Genomic DNA, 19,888 nt, shown 5'->3' with positions numbered 1-19,888 from the left:
GGCGTTGCACCTGACGTGGAGGCGTGATTACTAGCGCACCAAAGGAGCGTCAACAGGAAAATACCGCTTTGACGCAGGAAATCGAACGCCCGGCCCGGAGGCCAATAAAATGAAGAAACCCAAGTGGGTCGTGGAAAAGGAACAGGCGCGCAAAGCAACCGCTTCGGAAACGGTTTGGCTGTTTGGTCTGCACGCCGTGCGCGATGCGTTGATGAACCCGAAACGGCAGAAATTGCGCCTGATTGTGACCCGAAACGCCCGTGACAAGCTGGCAGACGCCATTGATTTTGCGGGCACCGAGGCCGAGATGGTCGATCCAAGAAAGTTCAACGCTCCGATTGATCAGGGATCAGTCCATCAGGGTGCCGCCCTTGAGGTCAAGCCGCTGGAATGGGGCGGGTTGACCGAAAACTGTATCGGGCGCGAACACCCTCGCGTGATTTTGCTGGATCGGGTGACAGACCCGCACAACGTCGGGGCGATTCTGCGCTCGGCCGAGGTGCTGGGCGCCAGTGCTGTGATCGGGACTCGGCACCATTCCGCGCCTGAGACTGGGGCGCTGGCCAAAACCGCGAGCGGCGCTTTGGAGCGTCAGCCCTATTTGCGGGTCCGCAATCTGGCCGACGCGATTGTCGAGTTGCAGGGCATGGGCTTTCTGGTGCTGGGTCTCGATGGTGAGGCCGAAGATACGATCGAGGCCGCCATAGGGGATCAACGTGATCGTCCAGTGGCGCTGGTGCTGGGTGCAGAAGGCCCTGGATTGCGGCAAAAGACCAAGGAAACCGTGGACAAACTGGTGAAAATTGACGCAGCCGGTGGTTTTGGATCTTTGAACGTCTCAAATGCGGCGGCGATCGCCCTATATGCCTCACGGTATACAGGATAGGAGCGCGTCATTTCTGGCCCATCGAAAATCGCCACCTGCTGCTATTGCGGGACCCGAGCGGCGCTTGTCCTGAAGGGAAAGCAGCGGCATGAGCTGAGCTGCTCCAGCTGCGGCGCGCCGTTGCATGACCTCAAGATGTTGCCCAAGCGCAAGGTGATCGAAAGCGCGCGAAGAAAACATGCAGTATCCCATACCGCCCCGCCGAAATCCAACCGCAAGAAAAAGAAGAAAACCTTGTTTTCGCGCGTGATGGATGAGGCCTGGGATGTGATCGAGGATATCTTCGACTGATCCTCACGCCTTGGAATGATCACAACCGCGTCATCTGGGGTGTCTCGCAGCACAAAACGTTGCAGGTTGAGACGCTGAGTCCATGAATCCGTTATGCCTATGCCAATCCGCCACGCTCTCATTGGCGCGCTGAGCGCCACTCTTCTCACTTCTGCCGCTATTGCGCAGCCCATGCCCGTATATTTCGCGCCCGAGGGGGCTGCGATGGCGGGATACGATCCAGTGTCCTATTTTCAGGGTGACGTACCCGTGCAGGGCCGCCCCGAAATTTCGGTGACCTGGAAGGGAGCCGAATGGCATTTCGCATCCCTCGAAAACCGCGCGCTGTTTGAGTCGAATCCGCGCGCCTTTGCCCCTCAATTCGGGGGGTATTGTTCCTACGCGATGGCACAGGGCATCCTCAAGGGAACCGATCCGGGGGCCTGGCAGGTGGTAGATGGGCGCCTATACTTGACGTTTTCGCCTGAAATTGAGCGGAAATGGCGTGAGGATCAGTTGGAATACATCCATCAGGCCGAAGGGAACTGGCCTGAGATTCTGTATCGAGAATAGGCAACCTTCCGCCATTTGTGAAAAGTCATCACAAAAATGAGCGCTCCCTCTTTTTTTTAACCAAAACATGCCTAAATGTCACAGTGACCGCGGAACGGAACTGCCGCGGGTCATTTCACTGTCCCTCGTTCCAACAACTAGCGCCCAAGGTTTCTTGGGCGCTTTTTTCTTTTTCAGCCGTCGCATAGGGTAGCGGTATGGCTGACTATTCTGATGAGTTCCTGAGATCCATACTGAAGCACACCAAGACCGTTGCCGTGGTCGGGGTGTCCATGAACGAGGTGCGGCCGAGTTTCTACGTGGCCCGCTATCTGTCGCTGAAAGGCTTTACAGTAATCCCGGTCAATCCCGGCCATGCGGGAAAGCAGCTTTTCGGTCAAACCGTGCGCGCCAGCCTGTCAGGTATCACAGAAGATGTTGATATGGTGGATATCTTCCGCCGCTCTGAGGCTGTGCCTCCGATCGTGGATGAGGCGCTGGAGGTATTCCAATCCCTGCGCACCATCTGGATGCAAATCGGTGTTGAACACGCAGAGGCTGCCGCCAAGGCTGAGGCGCGCGGCGTGGATGTGGTGATGAATCGCTGCCCCAAAATCGAATATCAGCGCCTGTTCGGAGAACTGCGCATGGGCGGCTTTAGCACTGGTATCATTTCATCCAAGCTATAGCGTTACTGCGCCTGGTAGGGTTTGAGGCGGGCCACCTGCTCTTGCCTGCGCTTTTCCAGAACAACCTCGCGCGGGACCCAGTCATATCTTGTGTCTTCCTGCAGCGGAGACCAGAAAAGAACCCCGCCATAACGCCACGGGTCCAAAACCACGCCATCATAGAGCGACTCGCCGCGCGCGCTGATAATGGCTGTACTGTGGTCGATTCGCAGTGGATTGTCGGCATTGGCGATGGCGCGATGCATGTCCAGCGTTTGGAAGTTCTCTTGCTTCAACCGCCGCTCGATATCTTCGGCCCAGTGCCAGCATAACCCACGCGGGCGCAGGCCCTTGTTGACCTTGGCATTGTGGATCAACGGAGGATCGGTGATCTCGTATTCCTGCACCAGCTGCGCGGTGTAAGAATACGCAATGCGGGCGGCCCGGTTGGCCTCAGCCGGATCAATATCGGGGCCGAGGCTTTGGATTTCCGAAGCAAGACGCTGAACTTCATCCCCGGTGGACGGCGGCGGGGCCGCACAGGCGCCCAAAGTCACGAGGGCCAGAACGCAGGCCAAAGCTCTGATCATTGTGATGTCCCTCGCCCGATAGACCGTGAAACATGATCATAGAACCGCTTCGGCGCGGACGGAAGACTGAGCTTAACTTTTTGGGCGTGCGGCCTTTTCGGCGATACCGCTAAGGCCCTGACGCCGAGCCAGCTCCGACAGCACATCGTCCAGCGCAACGTCGCGCGCGGCCAGCATGACCAGAAGGTGATACAGCACGTCGGCGGCCTCGGCCGTTAGCCCGTCCTTGTCGTTCTTGACGGCTTCGATGATGGCCTCAACAGCCTCCTCGCCGAATTTCTCAGCGCATTTTTCTGGGCCCTTGGCCAGCAGCTTTGCTGTCCAGCTGCTCTCCGGGTCCGCCCCTTTGCGCGCCTCGATTGTGGCGGCCAGATCGTGCAGAATGCTCATGTCAGCCTCATCGGGATACCGGCGGCGGCCATGCGTTCTTTGGCCTCGCGGATGGTGTATTCACCAAAATGGAAGATCGAGGCCGCAAGTACGGCGCTCGCCCCGCCCTCGGTGACGCCTTCGACGAGATGGTCCAGATTGCCAACCCCACCCGATGCGATCACAGGCACATCCACCGCGTCGCTGATTGCGCGGGTTAGCGGCAGGTTGAACCCTGACTTGGTTCCGTCCCGATCCATCGAGGTCAGCAGGATTTCTCCAGCACCTTTGGCAACCACGGTTTTCGCGAACTCGACCGCGTCGATGCCGGTGGGCTTGCGGCCACCATGGGTGAAGATCTCCCATTTTCCGGGGCTGACGGTTTTGGCGTCGATCGCGCAAACGATACACTGGCTGCCGAACTGGTCTGCCGCCTCGGCAATCACATCTGGGTTGGCAACAGCGGCGGAATTGAAGCTGACCTTGTCCGCCCCCGCCAGCAGCAGGGCACGCACATCATCCTTGGTCCGCACGCCACCACCTACGGTCAGGGGAACAAAGCACTGCTCGGCCGTGCGCTGAACCACGTCGAACATGGTGCCGCGGTTTTCATGCGTGGCGTGAATGTCCAGAAAACAGATCTCATCCGCGCCGGCGGCGTCATAGGCCTTGGCCGATTCCACCGGGTCGCCTGCATCGCGCAGACCCACGAAATTCACACCTTTGACCACGCGGCCATCGGCGACATCCAGACAGGGAATGATACGGGTTTTCAGCATGCGCTTTCCTTTGTTGCCCGCACCCTTACCGGCAAAGCCCCGCCGATGCCAGACTTGTGATTGTCACCCCTCTCAAACCTGTGAAAACTGTCCCCAAATTCATCAGGAGATCAACAAGATGCGAAACCTTATTCTGACCACTACCTTCCTTTTTGCAGGAGCAGTTGCCGCAATGGCTGACGATATCATCAAAGTAGAAACCGCAAAATCCGTGCCCGAGGCGCTGGACGCCCTCGAAGCCGCAGTGGGGAACGCAGGCGCGACGGTCTTTGCCCGCATCGACCACGCAGCCGGTGCCGAAAAGGTTGGTACGCCAATTCCGCCCAATCAGGTGCTGATCTTCGGCAACCCAGCCCTCGGGACACCCGCGATGCAGATCGACCCGCGTGCAGGCCTGTTCCTGCCGCTAAAAGTGCAGGCCTATGAGGATGCGAACGGGCAGGTCTGGCTGGCCTATGAAGACCCAAAAGAGACGATGGATGAACTTGACGAAGTCGAAAACTCGCCCGTGATCGAAAAAATGCGCGGCGCGTTGAAGAAACTGACCTCGGCTGCCGCGCAGTAAGGCATTTAGCTCAGGGCGCGAATGGCCTCAGCCAAGTCAATCGCGCCATCATACAGCGCCCGGCCCGAGATAGCGCCGTTCAGTTCAACTCCGCAATCGCGCAGGGCGATGAGATCGTCCAATGAACTGACACCACCCGAGGCAATGACCGGGATGGAGACGGCTTGGGCCAGCGCGGCTGTGGCTTCGATATTCGGGCCTTGCATCGCGCCATCGCGGTTGATGTCGGTATAGATGATTGCCGCAACGCCAGCATCTTCGAAGCTGCGGGCCAGATCGGCGACCTGCACGTCCGTTTCCTCGGCCCAGCCTTTGGTTGCGACCATGCCGTTGCGGGCGTCGATGCCCACTGCGACCTTGCCGGGGAAGACGTTTGCGGCCTCACGCACCAGATCGGGGTTTTCGACTGCAACGGTGCCCAGAATGACCCGTGCCAAACCCTTTTCGATCCAAGTCTCGATCGTTGCCATGTCGCGGATGCCGCCACCCAATTGGGCGGGCACGTTGCAAGCCTTCAGGATCGCCTCGACCGGAGCGGCGTTGACCGGCTCGCCCGCGAAGGCGCCGTTCAGGTCGACAAGGTGCAGCCACTCACATCCTGCATCAACAAAGGCACGGGCCTGCGCGGCGGGGTCCTCGTTGAAAACGGTGGCTTTGTCCATTTCTCCGCGCAGCAGGCGAACAGCGTTGCCGTCTTTCAGGTCGATGGCGGGATACAGGATCATGTCGGGCGGCCTTATCTGAATGTTACACGGGCGGCGTATCGCACAAGCGGGTTAGCGACGCAAAGTCAATCTTGCCCGTAGCCCGACACCGGGCCAGAGTGAACCCAAATCAGGGAGGTTATCATGAAGAAACTTGCACTTTCGATTGCTTTTGCATCGCTGGCCACAGGCGCGATGGCGGCAGATCCGGCGGATGGGCTTTGGAAAACACAACCGGGCGACACAGGTGGGTACCTGCACGTGTCGATCAGCGAATGCGGCAGCGCAATTTGCGGCACTATCGACAGCGCCTTTGATGGAAATGGCGACCAGATACTGGACTATGAAAACCTGGGCAAACAGATCATCTGGGACATGGTTGCAGAAGGCAGTGGCAGCTATGACAACGGCAAGATCTGGGCCCCGGATCGCGACAAGACCTACAACTCCAAAATGACGCTGGACAGCCAGAACCAGCTGACGGTCAAAGGCTGTGTCGCAGGCGGGTTGGTCTGCCGGGGGCAGACCTGGACCCGCATTCAGTAACGCCCTAGGGCGCCCAAGTCAGGAAGTTGCCGATCATGCGCAGGCCAATATCCTGGCTTTTCTCGGGGTGAAATTGCATCCCAAGCATCGTGTCGCGGCCGATCACGGCCGTGACGTCCTGCCCATAGTCCACATAAGCCAGCCTTTCCGCCGGATCCGTGACACGGAAATGGTAGGAGTGGACGAAATAGACATGATCGCCGGATTTCACACCATTAAACACCGGGTGATCGCTATCCAAAACCAGATCGTTCCAGCCCATATGCGGCACCTTGAGCGAAGCGTCCGAAGGCTCAATCCGCAGCACGTCCCCAGCGACCCAATCCAAACCATCGGTTGCGGTAAATTCATGGCCTTTCGAGGCCATCAACTGCATCCCGACGCAGATACCAAGGAAAGGGCGGCCTTTCTGTTCGACCGCTTCAACCATCGCGTCATAGATGCCCTTGTGTCCACGCAGCTCGGCGGCGCAGGCCGGGAACGCTCCGTCTCCGGGTAGCACGAGCCGGTCCGCGCGCGCGACAACATCCGCGTCCGAGGTCACAACGACCTCACCCGCGTTCAGTTCTTTCGCCATACGCTGAAAAGCTTTTTCGGCCGAGTGCAGGTTGCCGCTCTCGTAGTCGATGATCGCGGTGAGCATTTGAGTCCTTTCTGTGCGCAACTTGTCCGAAAACCGGTGCCCACTTTTCGGGCTACGCTTACAACGCGCCCTTCGTTGACGGAATCGCATCCGCCTTGCGCGGGTCGGTTTCGACCGCATCCCGCAGGGCGCGGGCAACGGCCTTAAAGGCAGCCTCGGCGATGTGGTGGCTGTTGAAACCGTGCAGCTGATCAATGTGCAGTGTGATGCCGCCATGGGTGCTGAGCGCCTGAAAAAACTCGCGCACCAGTTCGGTGTCGAACGTGCCGATCTTCTGGGTCGGCAGGTCCACGTTCCAGATCAGGAACGGGCGCGCTGACAGGTCCAGCGCACAACGCACCTGAGCGTCGTCCATGGGCAAGTGACACTCGCCGTAGCGGCGGATGCCTTTCTTGTCGCTCAGTGCCTGCGTCAGAGCCTGACCCAGCGCGATGCCGGTGTCTTCGACCGTGTGGTGGTCGTCGATGTGATAGTCGCCCTTGGCGCGGATCGTCATGTCGATCAGCGAATGACGCGCCAACTGATCCAGCATGTGGTCAAAGAAGCCAACGCCGGTCTGGTTGTCATACTGGCCGGTGCCGTCCAGATTGACCTCGACCGAGATCTCGGTCTCGGCGGTCTGACGGCTGATCTTTGCGCTGCGCATGGGCGAATTCCTTTTGCTACAGGCGCGCTTATAGACGGGGTTGGGCGGGTTGATCCAGTGCCCGCAGCGCATTCGCTTCAAACTGTTGCAGGGGATTGCACACAGGTCCGGGCCGTGCCAGCCTGCCTGAAACTCAAGTCAAAAGGCCCGGCACATGTCCACCTGCGTTTTTATCCAGATCCGCTGCAAACCCGGTACCACCTACAAGGTCGCCGAAGAGATCGCCCTGCGCGAGATTCACTCAGAGCTTTATTCCACCAGCGGCGAATACGACCTGCTGCTGAAGCTCTATATCCCCGAAACCGAGGATGTGGGCCATTTCATCAACGAACACCTGCTGGTGATTCCAAACATCGAACGATCCTTGACCACGATGACGTTCAAAGCGTTCTGATCTGAACCTGCACTCTTGATGCAGCAGAATCGGCCCGGTAGCGAAAGACATCCGGGCCACAGCTAAACACAGACGCTCAGGCACCGCGTTCACATCGAAATTGATCAGTTGGAAAAGTTTGCATCTGGAGCGGGCGAGGCGATTCGAACGCCCGACCCTAACCTTGGCAAGGTTATGCTCTACCCCTGAGCTACGCCCGCATCAGATACATATGTTGGTCCGAAGACCTTAACTCAATGGAGCGGGCGAGGCGATTCGAACGCCCGACCCTAACCTTGGCAAGGTTATGCTCTACCCCTGAGCTACGCCCGCGCCGTTGAGTGAGGAGGGATGTATAAATTCCCGCGCGAGCCTGCAAGCGGAAAAAGAAAAAAACCTGTAAAAATCTTTCGACGGAAATTCGGAGCTGACGCGTTGAATGGGTAATGAGGCTTACAAGGCGAAGGGACGCGTGATGAAATCAAGGGCTTTGGCAGAAATGAAGACGGCACTGTTGGCGGCGCTGATTGTTTTCGCGGTATTGCTCTGCCCGCCCGAGGACGATCCGTTGGCCGAGGCCCCCTCCCCTATGTATGAGCAGCAGGTTTTGACTGGTTAGGCCACCTTACCAGGTTTTGCCAAAAGGGTACCGCATTCGGCGCAGGTGTAATTCACGCCGGCCTCTGCGGACAGGTGGCACGCCTCGTTTTATTTGTGATGACTCCAGCAGCTAACCACCTGCCTGCCAGTTACGGCATTTACCGATGAAGGCGCAGGATGTAACACCGGAGAAAGGAGCCCGGCAAGAACAGGACGAAGATGCAGGTTGTTATCCACGCAGGCGTGGCCTTTTCCGACAATGACCGGTTGATCGAAACCCTAATGGCGAACACCGCGGTTCTAAGCCAGCAGCGGGTCATCCCTCTGGACCTCGCGCAGGGGCGGCAGTTTGTGAAAGTCGCCTCGGATTCCATGACAACCGGAGTGCCTCTGCCAGATGTCCTGATGGGCTTGAATGAGGTTCTTCCCGACCGCAACACCTGCGATCGCGTTGTCCTGTCGAGCGACAAGGTTTTTGGCCCCAGACGCACCGCGATTCTGCACGGGCAGTTTTATCCAAATGCGGCCGAGCGGATTGCGTTCCTGGACCGTGTTCTAGAGGCTGATCAAATCGAGCTGTGTTTCGCGCTGGTCAACCCAGCGAGCTTCATCTCGAAATTGCTGATGTCACTGCCCGAAGAGCGGCGGAAAGCCGTTCTAGGGAATACCGACTTGAGCAACCTGAACTGGCTGACCATGATCAACGACCTGCGAGAAAGAGCTCCGAACGTTCAGATCACGCTCTGGGCCAATGAAGATACTCCGCTTATCTGGGGCGATATCCTCAGAACGCTTGCCAGACTGCCTGACAAGGCGGCCCTGCAACATGAATACGCGTTCATTGCCTCAGTGCTGACGGACGCGGGCCGTGCAGAGCTGACGCAACTGCTGGAACAAATTGCCTGGCAGGATCGGGATATGCTGCGGGAAAGTCTGACCCATCTGTTCGATGAACATGCCGACCCCGCGCAGATCGAAGAAGAGCTTGAGATTCCAGGCTGGAATTCCGACGTGGTCAGCGCGTTTTCCGAGATCTATGAACAGGATCTCGCGGCACTACGCGCCATGCCGGGCGTAAGGGTGCTGCAGCCCTGACACGGGCTGCATTGCATTACATACCCAGCGCTTCCTTATACATTTCGAGAACCGCCTCTTCTTCGGCGATATCATCCTTGTCGCGCTTGCGCAGAGCGACCAGTTTGCGCATGACCTTGGTGTCGTAACCGCGCGCTTTCGCTTCGGCCATGACCTCTTTCTGCTGCTCGGCCAGATCTTTCTTTTCGGCATCCAGACGCTCGATCCGTTCGATGAACTGGCGCAGCTCGCCTGCTGTCACGCGGTAGTTGGCGGCGGCCTGATCTTCGGTCATGTCTTCCATGTAGGTCTCTCCCAGAGGCTGAATTGCGATGCTGAGACATCGGGCATGGTGCCGGATACATTGCCGGTGCCCGGGTCGCAAGCACCCAATCCCATGGGCGGGCTTGTCGGCAGGCCCCTGATCCGCTAAGCGCAAAAACACGGCACCAGCAAAGGCAGGCAACCATGTTCGAAATCATCACCTGGGGCGGCGCCGCCCTGTCAGTGGCCGGGCTTGTCGGTCTGATCTGGTGTATTCTGCGCGTAATGAAGGCCCGCAAAGCGGGCCTTTCAGATGACGAATTACGCGCTGTTGTTCAGGGTGTTCTGCCCTGGAACCTAGGGGCGTTGTTTCTGTCGGTCATGGGGCTGATGCTGGTCATCCTCGGCATATCGCTGGGATAACCCGACCGATCAGATCGGCAAATTGTCGAACCGCGCTTCCATCGCGTCCTCGCACAGGGCCGCATCCAGTCGGCGCATGCGCGACGGAACATGCATCCCTTGCTGACGCATGCGATCTACGATCTTGCTGAAACTGGGCTGCAGCGCCAATCGGGTATCCAGACACGCGTTCTGAAGTTTTTGCTCTAGCTCTTGCGCTTCGAAATAGAGGTTATCTGTCGTCATTGTGATCCTCCCAATTGTCAGTATCCCCGATATAGGTAACGCGGATACGACACGAAGATGCTACCGGAAACGATGGCGGTTTATTGCCCGCTAAAATAGCCTGTTCGGCAAATCTGCGCGTCCGGGTTAAAGTTTAGGCAAATTTCATATGTCGTGCCTTGACGGACATCAAAAGCCGAACTGACTCTTGTATCACATTCTGCTTTTCCTATATGTCGTCTAAGTGGAGGAAACCATGAAGCCAAAAGTGAAAGCGTTCTTCGACGACCAGACCTTTACGGTCTCGTACGTCGTCCACGAAGACAGCAGCCGCGCTTGTGCGATTATCGATAGCGTTCTGGATTTCGATCATGCCTCGGGCCGGACGGGGACAAGCTCTGCCGATGAGATAATCGCTTATGTGCACGCCAACGACCTCAAGACCGAATGGATTTTGGAAAGCCATGTGCATGCAGACCACCTCTCGGCTGCGCCATATCTGCAGCAGGCACTGGGCGGCAAAATCGGGATCGGACATCATATCGTCGAGGTGCAGGAAACCTTTGGCAAAATCTTCAACGAAGGGACCGAGTTCCAGCGCGATGGCAGCCAGTTTGATGCCCTCTTCCGCGAGGGCGACAGTTTCCACATCGGACAGATGCGAGGCGATGTGCTGCACACACCCGGTCATACGCCGGCCTGCTTGACCTATGTGATCGGCGATGCCGCTTTTGTCGGCGACACCTTGTTCATGCCCGACTTCGGCACCGCACGATGCGATTTCCCGGGCGGCTCATCCGAGGTGCTTTTTGAGTCGATCCAGAAGATCCTGTCTCTGCCCGATGAGACCCGCATTTTTGTGGGGCACGACTACAAAGCTCCGGGCCGGGATGAGTATGCGTGGGAGACGACGGTGGGCGAGCAAAAAGCGCTGAACATCCATATCGGGCAAGGTCGCAGCATCGAAGAGTTTGTGGAAATGCGGGATGCGCGCGACGCGACACTCTCCAAACCCCGGCTGATTCTGCCGTCGCTTCAGGTCAATATGCGCGCGGGCCAGATGCCCCCGGCCGACGAACAGGGCGATGTTTTCCTGAAGTTGCCGATCAACAAGCTGTGACCCGCGCCAACAGTATAGGATGGACATAGAATGAACCCGGACTGGATATGGGGCCTTTGTGGCGGCATCCTGATCGGCTGCGGCGCTGCGCTTTACCTGCTTGGCAATGGCCGGATCATGGGGGCCAGTGGCATTCTGGGAGGTTTAATCGACGGCCCGGCAAGGCGCGAGAAACTGGTATTTGTCGTGGGGCTGATCGGTATGCCGCTGATCATGAGCCGTCTGATGAGCGAACGGCCTGAAACGCACCTGACGGAAAATCTAGGCCTTCTGGTCGTGGCCGGGCTTTTGGTTGGCATCGGCACGCGGCTGGCAAACGGGTGCACTTCGGGTCATGGGGTCTGCGGCATCTCTCGGTTTTCGCTGCGCGGGATTGTTGCAACCCTAATCTATATCGCTGCCGGAGCGGTGGTTCTGGCCCTGTTCCGCCACGGTTTGGGGGTGATCTGATGCGGTTGTTGATCGCTTTGATATCGGGCGCGATGTTTGGCGCGGGGCTGTTGCTATCGGGAATGACGGATACCCAAAAGGTTCAGGGCTGGTTGGATATCTTCGGTGCATGGGACCCGACACTGGCCTTCGTCATGGGAGGCGCGATTCTGCCCATGTTGGTCGCGTGGCGCATGACCAAGACCCGCCAACCATTGACTGGCGGCACATTTCCCGCACCAGCTCGGTCCGAACTTGACCGAGGGTTGATCCTCGGCTCAGTCCTGTTTGGCGCAGGCTGGGGATTGGTCGGTCTATGCCCCGGCCCAGCCATGGCAGCACTGTCCTATGGCGGGACCAGCAGCGCCGTCTTTCTGGTTGCGATGGCGGCGGGGATGCGGTTGGCGCCGGGGCTGCGCGCACAACTGGACAGGGCGGCCAACGCGGCCTAATCAATTGGCATGGAGATTCGACCAATAACCCCCCGCTACGCCGTGTCCCCGCAGATCACTGTCGAGGACGTGCCCGCCATTGCCGAGGCCGGCTTCGTCAAGGTTATCTGCAACCGACCCAATGCCGAAGTTCCCGAGATCATGCAATCGGATGCCATCGGAGACGCGGTCCGCGCAGCCGGGCTGGAATACGAGGTGCTGGAACTGACCCACCAGACCATGACACCCGAGAATGTCGCCCGGCAACGCAATATTGCCGAAAATAGCTCTGGCCCGGTTCTGGCATATTGCGCGTCCGGCACGCGTTGTTCGGTTGTTTGGGCTCTGGGTCAATGCGACCAGATGAGTACGGATGAGATTCTGACTGCCACCACCAATGCCGGGTATCAGTTGGAGCAGCTGCGCCCTACTCTGGATCAACTGCGCAACACGTCAGACTAGATCAGACTTCCCCATACTTCGGGCTATCGAGGCCCGCCAGTTGCGAGATTTCTGCAGTCATTCGATCGGGTTCAACAAGGCTCAGGTCGTCGTCGACCGGATCGGCAATCGAGGGGTTCGCGACCAGATCGAGAGGATCGGACAGGATATCTACGCCCGTGTCAGCCATATCGCCCCGGACACTGGCCGGTCGGCTTTCTATGAATTCAGCGGACTCCGACGCATCCAGCGCAGGCAGCGGTACGTTTTCATTCAGCCGAACCGCGCGCATCCCGCCCGACTGCCCCAGACGCCCGACCGAGGCGCGTGTGCGCTCGATGGTCAGAATCTCAGTCCGGTCCAACCGCGCGCCAGTCAGCGGTAACAGGCTGCCCACCTCAAGCGCCGACAGATGCGCCAAAGGCAACCTCGTCCGGCACACCACGGCGTTCAGCTCGGCCCGGATAACGCCTGATGACTGCTTCAGCCGAGGGCCCGTATCGACGTCCAGCTCGGTCTCAGCCTCATCGGGCGCGGGCGGATCAGGCAGCACAATCGTGATCTGGCCCTGACGCAACCCGCCAGCAAGCTCCACTGTCAGATCAAAAACGCGGTAGCTGTCGGCCACCAGCGACAAGGTCAGGCCGCGCAAATCCGCCGCCCGTGAGGTATACTCATACCCAGTCAAACCCTGCTGATCTGCCGCATCGACCAGACCGACGGCACGGCGCAATGCATCCTCGACCAGCGGGGCGGCCATGGCGGCGTCCGTATCCGTAAAGCCTCTCGCGGCGGGCGCGTCCGGTGTAACCTCACCAATTGTTTGGGTCTGAACGATGGCCGAGACGCAGTTCAAATCCAGACAGGCCGCCGCAACCCCTTCGGGACCCGTAAATTTCAGCAGTAACCAATTCTCGGCCAATGTGGCCGCAAGGCCAGCCTGCGCCCGATCTGCCTGTTTCGCCCCGATAACAGCCAGCGGAAGGTTCAAACGCTCACCCGCGGCCCGCGCAAAGCCCAGACGCAACGCCCGCAGGATCGAGCGGGGTCGATCCCCCAAATCCCCCTGCCCCAATGACAATTTACGCGCCAGAGCGGCGCCGGCCGTGTGTGCCATGGCTTCGGTACCATCCGATTTCTTGTCGTGAGTCTTGGTGTAACCCGGCAGAGGTTACGAACTTCTTTAAACCGGACTATTGCGCCGCTTGCCGGTAGGCCAAAGGCAGGCTGACGCGGAACGCAGCACCGCCCTGCCCCGGCAGATATGTGATATCGCCGCCCAAACGGTGCATAATCTCGCGGCAGATCGCCAATCCAAGCCCGGCGCCGCCAGCCTTGTCCCCTCCGACCCGCGCGAATTTCTCAAAGATCATGGACCGCGCCTCAGGCGGGACACCGCTGCCATTGTCGATGAAGTCCACAACCAGCTGCCCGCCCACATCATGCGCCGAGATCGTCAGAACGGGTTCATCGGCATCACAGTATTTCCGCGCGTTGGAGATGAGGTTGATAAACACCTGCCCCAAGCGGTCGAGATCAGTTTGCAAGGGAATACGCTCAGACGCCTTGCTGCGCCGCACAACGAGCCGTTGATCCGTGCCCGCCAGTGCGCTGGAGATCGACCGATCAAGAACCGAACGCAACGTATCGTCGCCAAGGTTCAGCCTGACCTGCCCGTTCTCCAGAACGCTGAGGTCGAGCAGATCGTCCAGCAGACGTGTCAGGCGCAGCGCCTCGTCGTGAATGATGGCGGCATAGCGGGTTTGTTCTTCACCGCTCAGCCCCTGGGTGTCGCGCATGATCTCGGAAAAGGCCCGGATTGAGGTCATGGGCGTGCGCAATTCATGACTGACTTGGCTGAGGAAACTGTCTTTCTGCTCGGATATTTGGGTTAGCTTGGCGTTGGCATCGCGCAACTGGCGTGCCGTGCGGCTAAGCTCGGCAGATTTTTCTTCCAACTGGCTGGAGTATTCCAGCAATTGCGCAGATTCGTCGGCGACTGCCAGGAGGTCCTCGACCGAAACCGAGGCTCCTCCCACGATCTGCCCGATCATCGCATGCGCGGTGGCCGCCCCCACTGAGCCGCTGAGTTCCCTCTCAAGTCGGGCCAGAAATCCGGGCGTTGGCTCGGGCAAGGGCGAGCGCCCGCCCTGAAGCTCGGCCTCGCGTTGGAATAGTTCCTGGGCGGGCGATGTGCCCAGAATGCGCTGGGTCATGATCATCAAGTCTTCACTTTGCGCAACCGACCCGGTCCAACCGCGCGGCGCGACCGAGTGGTCAAAGACATTGACGAATTGCGCGCCCTGAAGCCGCTCCAACGGGCTGGGAAAGCTCAGCAGGGATACGACGCAGAACACCACGGCATTCAAGGAAATCGACCACATCACGGAATGCACCATTGGGTCGATACCTTCGATCCCGAAAAGGGCCTGAGGTCGCAGCCATGCAATACCAAATGGTCCGTTCAGCAGCACAGTCTCGGGCATCCATGCCGCCCCCATTCCGGGAAGAAGCAGGGTGTAGATCCACAGAACAAAACCCACGGTCAAACCTGCCAATGCACCGGTTCTGGTGGCTCCGCGCCAGAACAATCCGCCGACCATCGCGGGCAGGATTTGCGAAATACCGCTAAAGGCCACCAACCCGATCGACGCCAGCGCCGCGCCGCCGCCGGACAGACTGTAGTAGAAATAGCCGAGAGCCATTATCGCAGCGATCGAGATACGCCGCGCCATCAATACGATGTTGCGCACGTCTCCGGGGACAGACCCGACCCTCTCATGCGTGTTCAGCCAGATCGGCATTACGACGTGGTTCGACACCATCGTCGACAGGGCCATTGCCGTTACGATCACCATCGAGGTCGCCGACGAGAACCCCCCGATAAAGGACAGCATCGCCAACCCGTCCTTGCCCTGCGACAACGGCACGGTCAGCACGAACAGATCCGGGTTCGACCCTTCCGGCAACATATCGAGCCCGATAACGGCGATGGGGACGACAAACAGGCTCATCAGCAGCAGGTAGAGAGGAAAGGCCCAGGCGGCGGTGCGCAGATGGCCCTCATCATCATTCTCGACAACCATCACCTGGAACATGCGGGGCAAGCAGACGAAGGCGGCGGCGGACAGGAAAATAAAGGTCGTCCAGCGTCCGGCATCCACTTGCCACGTGCCAATTTCCGAGGCGTCGATCCGCTCCATCATCGGGCTAAAGCCACCCGCAACGCCCCAGACCACGAAGATACCGACCGCGACCAGCGCAAACAGTTTGACCACCGACTCGACCGCAATGGCCGTGACCACGCCGTGGTGGCGCTCATTGGCGTCCAGGTTGCGGGTGCCGAACAGAATCGCAAACATCGCCAGCCCAGCCGCCACCCAGAAAACGCTGGAGCCTTCGCGATAGAGGCCCGAGGGGTCGGCCTCGGCAAAGATCGAGAAAGACAGGGTAATCGACTGCAATTGCAGCGCTATATAGGGCGTGCCGCCAATCACGGCCAGAATCGTGACGCACACCGCCAGCGTGTTCGACTTGCCATAGCGCGAGGACAACAGGTCCGCGATCGAGGTCACGCGCTGGCTGCGCCCGACCCGCACCAGTTTGCGCAGCCCCCACCACCAGCTGATCATCACCAGCGTCGGCCCGAGATAGATTGTCACGAACTCCAACCCCGACCGCGCCGCATTGCCGACCGCGCCGTAAAAGGTCCAGGCTGTGCAGTAGATCGAGAGGGACAGCGTGTAGATCAAAGGGGAGCGCAGCCATTTGCCCCGTCCGGCCGCCGCCATCCTGTCTGCGGCAAATGCCACGCCGAACAGCAGAACGACATAGCCCAGACAGACCAGAATCAGGACGTTAAGCGTTGCCATCAGCCTGCGTCCGCCTCAGAGCTGTCATCCGCGCCGGTGCGCCGGGCGACGAAGCCAAAAAACAGGCTGACCAAAATCAAACCGATCCAGCAGGCGAATATGTAGGAGATGGCTGAAGACAGCGGCACACCGCCGGTTTCAGACTCGGCGTCCGGCCAAAGCAGCGGCAGCACCAGCAACGCACCGCCCAGAAATGGCAGCAACCGAGCCGAATCCGCCAGCCTGCGCCGGCGATAGCTTTGCCGTTCCAGAAACAACGAAGGCCGCGTACCGCGCGACGTGCGGTCCTGACCTTCGGGCGACGTCATAACTGCGTCGCCTGTGCATGCAGATCGCGTACAGCGGTCAGAACCTCGGCGTTGGAAAACGGTTTGGTCATGAAGCGGCTGACGCCCGCATTCTCGGCCATCTCACGATCTCTGGACTGCCCGCGCGCTGTCAGCATCAGAACCGGCAGGTCCTGCATGTCGTCCAAGGCGCGCAGATCGCGGAGAATGTCCATCCCACTCTTGCCCGGCAGCATTACGTCCAGAATCACCAGATCAGGCTGCGCGCCCTGAATGACCTGAAGCGCATCAGCACCATCGCCATGTGTCTCGACCTGCCACCCCTCGCGAGTCAGCAAGAACCGGATGGCCTCGGCGATGTTGGGCTCATCCTCAATTAACAGAACCTTACGGCTCATTTGTGTATATCCTCCCGATGACTGGCCTCCACCCCGGAACCAGTCATCGCCAGATTAAGCGGTTGTTCGGGAACCTGTCAAAAGCCTTCGCTCAGAATTGACGGCTCGCGACGAGAACCGCAATCACCGCTTGGGCAAATCCGGCAGCTTGGACCGACGCGTGTCGTCTCAGGGTTCGGCTCGGCTTCGACCAGAGGCTGTATCAGCATGGCCGCGCGATATGAGGGTTCCTGATCATATCCGGACACGCCGTGCGGCCAGGCATAAGCATGACATTCGAACATTGCAGCAGCACGCCCCTGCTGCGCGACCTGCCGTCTGATCGGAACCAGAGGCCGGTTCAGCGCAGAAAACAGCGGCCAATGCGGGCAGGCCTCGCCATGGCGTGGCAGTGACAGGCCGGGGACAGGCTTCAGAAACAGGATACTGCCCGAGCCGTCGCAGATCACCAGCCCTACTGGGCGGTTCAGCACCTTTTCGGGCAGGCTGGCGAGGCGTCGGAACACTGTCGGCAGATCGACCGAGAATCGCTGGGCCAGTTCCAGAGGGTTCGGATCACCATCTGCAAGCGTGGTTTTGAGGGCATCAAGCGGCATGGCCTTGGCGTCAGCCTCACTCTGCTTAAGCCATTCCCCTGCAAGGTTACGTGCAGCCGAGGTATTTAGACCCTCTAGATCTATGACCTCTGCCCCTTCCCCGGCGTCGAGTTCTGGAAAGCTATAGCCGCGCGCATCAAGAAACACCTCAACCTCTTCCAGCGGTGCGCCACGCGGGTCTTTCGACGTATCGCTTTCGTCTAGGTAGGTCACCAGCGCCTTTGAACTGTCGGCCAGTCGCTCGGCATCCTGATGAAGGTTCTGGTGGAACCGATCCTGCCACTCGGCGTCGATATCCTGCGGGTCGGCCAGAATCGCTGCGGTCGACCGAATCGCCGCTGCGGTCGAGAGCACTTCGTGCATCGAGGCCGCCAGATGCGGGTCATGGGTCAACCGATCCGACAGGGTTGCAACCGTTCGTTCCAACGACACCACACGTCGGTGCATTTGCGCCAAAACCCCGGACCAACCGGGAAAGCGGCCTGCGAATTCCTCAAGCGTTTCAATCTCGGCCTGCTGGCCCACCGCATCGGCCGCCGCTTCGCGCAACGCCGATATCAAGGTCGCTTCGATCCCTTGCGTCAACACGGAGGGCTCAACTGCCAGCGCCGCGGCAATATCGACCAGCAATTTGCCCCCGATCCGGCGGCGGTTGTGTTCGATCAGGTTCAGATAAGAGGCCGAGATCCCCACTTGTCGCGCAAGTTCCGCCTGCCTCAGACCCGCGATCTGCCGTCTTTCGCGGATCCGGCTACCGGTCAGCAAATCCCGCATGATCAAGGTCCTCAGTCACGTTTAGCTATCTCTGGTTAGTCGTATTTTCAGTTTATTCTATCATTTTCTTGATGTTATGCATCAGTTTTCAGGATGAGTTGACAAGATTAACAACTTCCGGTTCTCGACGGCACCGCCAGACGCGCTTCGCCCCTTCTCATTTCCTGCATTTACCGCCACCATATGGGTATGAGCGATCCTGCTTTTGAATATGCACCCATCGGCCTTGTCGAATTGGAAAACCGCATCATTCGACGGTGCAATTTGCAATTTGCGCGCACCTTTGGCGGGGATGAAGCCGAATACAACAACATGCCCTTGCTGCACCTCTACCCCTCGGTCGCGGATTGGGAGAGAATCGGGCAACGCAGCCTGCAAGTGATGCGCGATACCGGCTATTACACCGATGAACGGGTGATGCGACGTCGGAACGGAGACCTGTTCTGGTGCCGCGCGCGTGGACGCTCGCTTACACCTGACGACCCGTTTCGCCATGGAATCTGGAGCTTTTCCGACATCTCGGAGGAGCGGCCGCTGGTGGAACTGACCGTGCGCGAGCGCGAAGTGGCGATCCTGTCCTGCCGCGGCCTGTCTGCTAAGGAAATCGGGATGGAACTGGGCTTGAGTTACCGCACGATTGAGGCCTACCGCGCCCGGCTGCTGGAAAAATTCGGCGCCCGCAAACTGCCGGAACTGGTTGCAAAGCTCTCTGGTATGCCCCTGTAGACACAACTGCCCGTCACAAACCATCCAAACCCCCTATTTTCAGGCACAAACGGCGCTTTCCATGGCTGCTCGCTTGGCTTATAACGCTGCGTAATCAGATCGAAGCCCGCGTAGATACAGACGGGCCAAAGGGGAACCTTCGAGGATACTCATGACAGATACCAAACACGAAGCGGATGTGGCGTTCATCAAAGCCTTGGCCGAACTGCTGCGCGAAAATGACCTGACCGAACTGCAGGTCAAACGCGAATATGGCGAGGAAGACAGCCTGAACGTGCGCGTCAGCCGCGCAACGCAAACGGTTGCCGCTCCGGTTCAGGTTGCCGTTCCGGCCGCAGCTGCAGCGCCTGTCGCTGCCGCGCCGGCCCCTGCAGCAGCCCCCGCAGCCGCGGTCGCGGATGTGGAAGACCCGGCCAGCCACCCCGGCGCTGTGACCTCGCCTATGGTCGGCACGGTTTACATGCAACCCGAGCCCGGTGCGCCCTCTTTCGTTTCGGTCGGTGCGTCTGTTTCCGAAGGAGACACGCTGCTGATCGTCGAAGCTATGAAGACGATGAACCACATCCACGCGCCCAAATCGGGCACCGTGAAACGCATTCTGGTCGGCGACGGAGACGCTGTGGAATTCGGCACCCCTCTGGTCATCATCGAGTAAGGC

At 59.2% G+C, this 19,888-nt stretch carries 29 protein-coding genes and 2 tRNA genes; 16 read left to right on the top strand and 15 right to left on the bottom strand.

The window, feature by feature from the left end:
• Positions 1-109 precede the first annotated feature (109 nt).
• From rlmB to ACR3FB_RS04635, 4 genes are all read left to right on the top strand, one after another.
• A complete protein-coding gene (gene rlmB / locus ACR3FB_RS04650; RefSeq protein ID WP_480564554.1) occupies positions 110-886 on the top strand; it encodes a 23S rRNA (guanosine(2251)-2'-O)-methyltransferase RlmB in 777 nt (258 codons plus the stop codon).
• Between the two features lie 9 nt (positions 887-895).
• Positions 896-1,177, top strand: coding sequence for a hypothetical protein (locus tag ACR3FB_RS04645; RefSeq protein WP_480565856.1), 282 nt, complete (start codon positions 896-898; stop codon positions 1,175-1,177).
• 171 nt (positions 1,178-1,348) lie between these two features.
• Entirely contained in the window at positions 1,349-1,729 is a 381-nt protein-coding gene (locus ACR3FB_RS04640) for a YHS domain-containing (seleno)protein (RefSeq protein WP_480564550.1), read from the top strand.
• A 197-nt stretch (positions 1,730-1,926) separates the two neighbouring features.
• Complete coding sequence (locus tag ACR3FB_RS04635; protein ID WP_480564547.1) at positions 1,927-2,397, top strand: CoA-binding protein; 471 nt, start codon at positions 1,927-1,929, stop codon at positions 2,395-2,397.
• A 2-nt stretch (positions 2,398-2,399) separates the two neighbouring features.
• On the opposite strand, the gene ACR3FB_RS04630 is transcribed toward ACR3FB_RS04635, so the two are convergent.
• The 3 genes from ACR3FB_RS04630 to hisF form a co-directional block, all read right to left on the bottom strand.
• On the bottom strand, positions 2,400-2,966 hold the full coding sequence (locus tag ACR3FB_RS04630; protein WP_170374931.1) for a hypothetical protein: 567 nt from the start codon (positions 2,964-2,966) through the stop codon (positions 2,400-2,402).
• A 72-nt stretch (positions 2,967-3,038) separates the two neighbouring features.
• Positions 3,039-3,356 carry a phosphoribosyl-ATP diphosphatase gene (locus tag ACR3FB_RS04625; RefSeq protein WP_170374929.1) on the bottom strand — a complete coding sequence of 106 codons (318 nt, stop codon included), beginning with the start codon at positions 3,354-3,356 and terminating at the stop codon, positions 3,039-3,041.
• Positions 3,353-4,114: an imidazole glycerol phosphate synthase subunit HisF gene (gene hisF, locus ACR3FB_RS04620; RefSeq protein WP_425085550.1), complete on the bottom strand. Its 762-nt coding sequence runs from the start codon at positions 4,112-4,114 to the stop codon at positions 3,353-3,355. The genes ACR3FB_RS04625 and hisF overlap by 4 nt, the downstream gene beginning before the upstream one ends.
• Positions 4,115-4,232: 118 nt before the next feature.
• Between hisF and ACR3FB_RS04615 the strand changes: the two genes are divergently transcribed.
• Positions 4,233-4,679 (top strand): DUF302 domain-containing protein, encoded by a 447-nt coding sequence (locus ACR3FB_RS04615; protein WP_425085551.1) that lies wholly within the window; start codon positions 4,233-4,235, stop codon positions 4,677-4,679.
• A gap of 5 nt (positions 4,680-4,684) precedes the next feature.
• Here ACR3FB_RS04615 and hisA read toward each other — a convergent pair whose 3' ends face one another.
• On the bottom strand, positions 4,685-5,404 hold the full coding sequence (hisA, locus tag ACR3FB_RS04610) for a 1-(5-phosphoribosyl)-5-[(5-phosphoribosylamino)methylideneamino]imidazole-4-carboxamide isomerase (protein WP_480564544.1): 720 nt from the start codon (positions 5,402-5,404) through the stop codon (positions 4,685-4,687).
• A gap of 123 nt (positions 5,405-5,527) precedes the next feature.
• Between hisA and ACR3FB_RS04605 the strand changes: the two genes are divergently transcribed.
• A complete protein-coding gene (locus ACR3FB_RS04605) occupies positions 5,528-5,929 on the top strand; it encodes a DUF2147 domain-containing protein (RefSeq protein WP_170374923.1) in 402 nt (133 codons plus the stop codon).
• A 4-nt stretch (positions 5,930-5,933) separates the two neighbouring features.
• Here the strand turns inward: ACR3FB_RS04605 and hisH are convergent, their stop codons facing one another.
• Both hisH and hisB read right to left on the bottom strand, forming a co-directional pair.
• A complete protein-coding gene (gene hisH / locus ACR3FB_RS04600) occupies positions 5,934-6,572 on the bottom strand; it encodes an imidazole glycerol phosphate synthase subunit HisH (RefSeq protein ID WP_480564542.1) in 639 nt (212 codons plus the stop codon).
• Positions 6,573-6,630: 58 nt separating this feature from the next.
• Positions 6,631-7,218, bottom strand: coding sequence for an imidazoleglycerol-phosphate dehydratase HisB (gene hisB, locus ACR3FB_RS04595; RefSeq protein ID WP_480564539.1), 588 nt, complete (start codon positions 7,216-7,218; stop codon positions 6,631-6,633).
• A gap of 154 nt (positions 7,219-7,372) precedes the next feature.
• Here hisB and ACR3FB_RS04590 point away from each other — a divergent pair, with 154 nt between their 5' ends.
• A complete protein-coding gene (locus tag ACR3FB_RS04590; protein WP_050602861.1) occupies positions 7,373-7,612 on the top strand; it encodes an Lrp/AsnC family transcriptional regulator in 240 nt (79 codons plus the stop codon).
• Positions 7,613-7,737: 125 nt separating this feature from the next.
• Here the strand turns inward: ACR3FB_RS04590 and ACR3FB_RS04585 are convergent.
• Together ACR3FB_RS04585 and ACR3FB_RS04580 are read right to left on the bottom strand one after the other, a co-directional pair.
• Positions 7,738-7,812 (bottom strand) — tRNA-Gly (locus ACR3FB_RS04585).
• A gap of 37 nt (positions 7,813-7,849) precedes the next feature.
• Positions 7,850-7,924, bottom strand: a tRNA-Gly gene (locus ACR3FB_RS04580).
• 106 nt (positions 7,925-8,030) lie between these two features.
• Between ACR3FB_RS04580 and ACR3FB_RS04575 the strand changes: the two genes are divergently transcribed.
• Together ACR3FB_RS04575 and ACR3FB_RS04570 are read left to right on the top strand one after the other, a co-directional pair.
• Positions 8,031-8,210, top strand: coding sequence for a hypothetical protein (locus ACR3FB_RS04575; protein WP_480564536.1), 180 nt, complete (start codon positions 8,031-8,033; stop codon positions 8,208-8,210).
• 200 nt (positions 8,211-8,410) lie between these two features.
• The gene (locus tag ACR3FB_RS04570) at positions 8,411-9,286 is read left to right on the top strand and encodes a hypothetical protein (protein WP_480564533.1); all 876 of its coding nucleotides are present in this window, start codon (positions 8,411-8,413) and stop codon (positions 9,284-9,286) included.
• A 16-nt stretch (positions 9,287-9,302) separates the two neighbouring features.
• Here ACR3FB_RS04570 and ACR3FB_RS04565 read toward each other — a convergent pair whose 3' ends face one another.
• Positions 9,303-9,569 (bottom strand): DUF2312 domain-containing protein, encoded by a 267-nt coding sequence (locus tag ACR3FB_RS04565; protein ID WP_170374913.1) that lies wholly within the window; start codon positions 9,567-9,569, stop codon positions 9,303-9,305.
• Positions 9,570-9,733: 164 nt separating this feature from the next.
• Here ACR3FB_RS04565 and ACR3FB_RS04560 point away from each other — a divergent pair, with 164 nt between their 5' ends.
• Positions 9,734-9,952: a hypothetical protein gene (locus tag ACR3FB_RS04560; RefSeq protein ID WP_170468076.1), complete on the top strand. Its 219-nt coding sequence runs from the start codon at positions 9,734-9,736 to the stop codon at positions 9,950-9,952.
• Positions 9,953-9,961: 9 nt separating this feature from the next.
• Here ACR3FB_RS04560 and ACR3FB_RS04555 read toward each other — a convergent pair whose 3' ends face one another.
• Positions 9,962-10,177: a hypothetical protein gene (locus ACR3FB_RS04555; protein WP_170468079.1), complete on the bottom strand. Its 216-nt coding sequence runs from the start codon at positions 10,175-10,177 to the stop codon at positions 9,962-9,964.
• Positions 10,178-10,412: 235 nt separating this feature from the next.
• Between ACR3FB_RS04555 and ACR3FB_RS04550 the strand changes: the two genes are divergently transcribed.
• From ACR3FB_RS04550 to ACR3FB_RS04535, 4 genes are read left to right on the top strand one after another with little or no spacing between them, the layout of a single operon-like run.
• Positions 10,413-11,276, top strand: a complete 864-nt coding sequence (locus ACR3FB_RS04550; protein ID WP_480564530.1) for an MBL fold metallo-hydrolase — start codon at positions 10,413-10,415, stop codon at positions 11,274-11,276.
• Between the two features lie 30 nt (positions 11,277-11,306).
• Entirely contained in the window at positions 11,307-11,726 is a 420-nt protein-coding gene (locus ACR3FB_RS04545; RefSeq protein WP_480564527.1) for a YeeE/YedE family protein, read from the top strand.
• Positions 11,726-12,157, top strand: a complete 432-nt coding sequence (locus ACR3FB_RS04540) for a DUF6691 family protein (RefSeq protein ID WP_480564524.1) — start codon at positions 11,726-11,728, stop codon at positions 12,155-12,157. Before ACR3FB_RS04545 ends, ACR3FB_RS04540 begins: the two co-directional genes overlap by 1 nt.
• A gap of 9 nt (positions 12,158-12,166) precedes the next feature.
• Positions 12,167-12,598, top strand: coding sequence for a protein tyrosine phosphatase family protein (locus tag ACR3FB_RS04535; protein ID WP_480564521.1), 432 nt, complete (start codon positions 12,167-12,169; stop codon positions 12,596-12,598).
• Between the two features lies 1 nt (position 12,599).
• Here ACR3FB_RS04535 and ACR3FB_RS04530 read toward each other — a convergent pair whose 3' ends face one another.
• The 5 genes from ACR3FB_RS04530 to ACR3FB_RS04510 form a co-directional block, all read right to left on the bottom strand.
• Positions 12,600-13,694 carry a FliM/FliN family flagellar motor C-terminal domain-containing protein gene (locus ACR3FB_RS04530; protein WP_480564518.1) on the bottom strand — a complete coding sequence of 365 codons (1,095 nt, stop codon included), beginning with the start codon at positions 13,692-13,694 and terminating at the stop codon, positions 12,600-12,602.
• Positions 13,695-13,770: 76 nt separating this feature from the next.
• Positions 13,771-16,449 (bottom strand): ATP-binding protein, encoded by a 2,679-nt coding sequence (locus ACR3FB_RS04525; protein ID WP_480564515.1) that lies wholly within the window; start codon positions 16,447-16,449, stop codon positions 13,771-13,773.
• A complete protein-coding gene (locus tag ACR3FB_RS04520; protein ID WP_480564512.1) occupies positions 16,449-16,757 on the bottom strand; it encodes a hypothetical protein in 309 nt (102 codons plus the stop codon). The genes ACR3FB_RS04525 and ACR3FB_RS04520 overlap by 1 nt, the downstream gene beginning before the upstream one ends.
• Positions 16,754-17,134 carry a response regulator gene (locus tag ACR3FB_RS04515; RefSeq protein ID WP_170468096.1) on the bottom strand — a complete coding sequence of 127 codons (381 nt, stop codon included), beginning with the start codon at positions 17,132-17,134 and terminating at the stop codon, positions 16,754-16,756. The genes ACR3FB_RS04520 and ACR3FB_RS04515 overlap by 4 nt, the downstream gene beginning before the upstream one ends.
• Before the next feature lie 77 nt (positions 17,135-17,211).
• Positions 17,212-18,504, bottom strand: coding sequence for a helix-turn-helix domain-containing protein (locus ACR3FB_RS04510; RefSeq protein WP_480564510.1), 1,293 nt, complete (start codon positions 18,502-18,504; stop codon positions 17,212-17,214).
• Between the two features lie 189 nt (positions 18,505-18,693).
• Between ACR3FB_RS04510 and ACR3FB_RS04505 the strand changes: the two genes are divergently transcribed.
• Positions 18,694-19,230 (top strand): LuxR C-terminal-related transcriptional regulator, encoded by a 537-nt coding sequence (locus ACR3FB_RS04505; protein ID WP_170460784.1) that lies wholly within the window; start codon positions 18,694-18,696, stop codon positions 19,228-19,230.
• Between the two features lie 151 nt (positions 19,231-19,381).
• The gene (accB, locus tag ACR3FB_RS04500) at positions 19,382-19,885 is read left to right on the top strand and encodes an acetyl-CoA carboxylase biotin carboxyl carrier protein (RefSeq protein ID WP_480564507.1); all 504 of its coding nucleotides are present in this window, start codon (positions 19,382-19,384) and stop codon (positions 19,883-19,885) included.
• The last annotated feature ends 3 nt before the right edge of the window (positions 19,886-19,888 follow it).

It is taken from the genome of Ruegeria sp. AO1 (assembly GCF_056535985.1).
Note: the sequence above shows the minus strand (reverse complement) of the source record. Positions and strands in the feature narration are given on the sequence as shown.

Coding starts and splice junctions, on each gene's coding strand:
- rlmB (WP_480564554.1), top strand. CDS start 110: ATGAAGAAACCCAAGTGGGTCGTGGAAAAGGAACAGGCGCGCAAAGCA.
- ACR3FB_RS04640 (WP_480564550.1), top strand. CDS start 1,349: ATGCCCGTATATTTCGCGCCCGAGGGGGCTGCGATGGCGGGATACGAT.
- ACR3FB_RS04635 (WP_480564547.1), top strand. CDS start 1,927: ATGGCTGACTATTCTGATGAGTTCCTGAGATCCATACTGAAGCACACC.
- ACR3FB_RS04630 (WP_170374931.1), bottom strand. CDS start 2,966: ATGATCAGAGCTTTGGCCTGCGTTCTGGCCCTCGTGACTTTGGGCGCC.
- ACR3FB_RS04625 (WP_170374929.1), bottom strand. CDS start 3,356: ATGAGCATTCTGCACGATCTGGCCGCCACAATCGAGGCGCGCAAAGGG.
- hisF (WP_425085550.1), bottom strand. CDS start 4,114: ATGCTGAAAACCCGTATCATTCCCTGTCTGGATGTCGCCGATGGCCGC.
- ACR3FB_RS04615 (WP_425085551.1), top strand. CDS start 4,233: ATGCGAAACCTTATTCTGACCACTACCTTCCTTTTTGCAGGAGCAGTT.
- hisA (WP_480564544.1), bottom strand. CDS start 5,404: ATGATCCTGTATCCCGCCATCGACCTGAAAGACGGCAACGCTGTTCGC.
- ACR3FB_RS04605 (WP_170374923.1), top strand. CDS start 5,528: ATGAAGAAACTTGCACTTTCGATTGCTTTTGCATCGCTGGCCACAGGC.
- hisH (WP_480564542.1), bottom strand. CDS start 6,572: ATGCTCACCGCGATCATCGACTACGAGAGCGGCAACCTGCACTCGGCC.
- hisB (WP_480564539.1), bottom strand. CDS start 7,218: ATGCGCAGCGCAAAGATCAGCCGTCAGACCGCCGAGACCGAGATCTCG.
- ACR3FB_RS04590 (WP_050602861.1), top strand. CDS start 7,373: ATGTCCACCTGCGTTTTTATCCAGATCCGCTGCAAACCCGGTACCACC.
- ACR3FB_RS04575 (WP_480564536.1), top strand. CDS start 8,031: ATGGGTAATGAGGCTTACAAGGCGAAGGGACGCGTGATGAAATCAAGG.
- ACR3FB_RS04570 (WP_480564533.1), top strand. CDS start 8,411: ATGCAGGTTGTTATCCACGCAGGCGTGGCCTTTTCCGACAATGACCGG.
- ACR3FB_RS04565 (WP_170374913.1), bottom strand. CDS start 9,569: ATGGAAGACATGACCGAAGATCAGGCCGCCGCCAACTACCGCGTGACA.
- ACR3FB_RS04560 (WP_170468076.1), top strand. CDS start 9,734: ATGTTCGAAATCATCACCTGGGGCGGCGCCGCCCTGTCAGTGGCCGGG.
- ACR3FB_RS04555 (WP_170468079.1), bottom strand. CDS start 10,177: ATGACGACAGATAACCTCTATTTCGAAGCGCAAGAGCTAGAGCAAAAA.
- ACR3FB_RS04550 (WP_480564530.1), top strand. CDS start 10,413: ATGAAGCCAAAAGTGAAAGCGTTCTTCGACGACCAGACCTTTACGGTC.
- ACR3FB_RS04545 (WP_480564527.1), top strand. CDS start 11,307: ATGAACCCGGACTGGATATGGGGCCTTTGTGGCGGCATCCTGATCGGC.
- ACR3FB_RS04540 (WP_480564524.1), top strand. CDS start 11,726: ATGCGGTTGTTGATCGCTTTGATATCGGGCGCGATGTTTGGCGCGGGG.
- ACR3FB_RS04535 (WP_480564521.1), top strand. CDS start 12,167: ATGGAGATTCGACCAATAACCCCCCGCTACGCCGTGTCCCCGCAGATC.
- ACR3FB_RS04530 (WP_480564518.1), bottom strand. CDS start 13,694: ATGGCACACACGGCCGGCGCCGCTCTGGCGCGTAAATTGTCATTGGGG.
- ACR3FB_RS04525 (WP_480564515.1), bottom strand. CDS start 16,449: ATGGCAACGCTTAACGTCCTGATTCTGGTCTGTCTGGGCTATGTCGTT.
- ACR3FB_RS04520 (WP_480564512.1), bottom strand. CDS start 16,757: ATGACGTCGCCCGAAGGTCAGGACCGCACGTCGCGCGGTACGCGGCCT.
- ACR3FB_RS04515 (WP_170468096.1), bottom strand. CDS start 17,134: ATGAGCCGTAAGGTTCTGTTAATTGAGGATGAGCCCAACATCGCCGAG.
- ACR3FB_RS04510 (WP_480564510.1), bottom strand. CDS start 18,504: ATGCGGGATTTGCTGACCGGTAGCCGGATCCGCGAAAGACGGCAGATC.
- ACR3FB_RS04505 (WP_170460784.1), top strand. CDS start 18,694: ATGAGCGATCCTGCTTTTGAATATGCACCCATCGGCCTTGTCGAATTG.
- accB (WP_480564507.1), top strand. CDS start 19,382: ATGACAGATACCAAACACGAAGCGGATGTGGCGTTCATCAAAGCCTTG.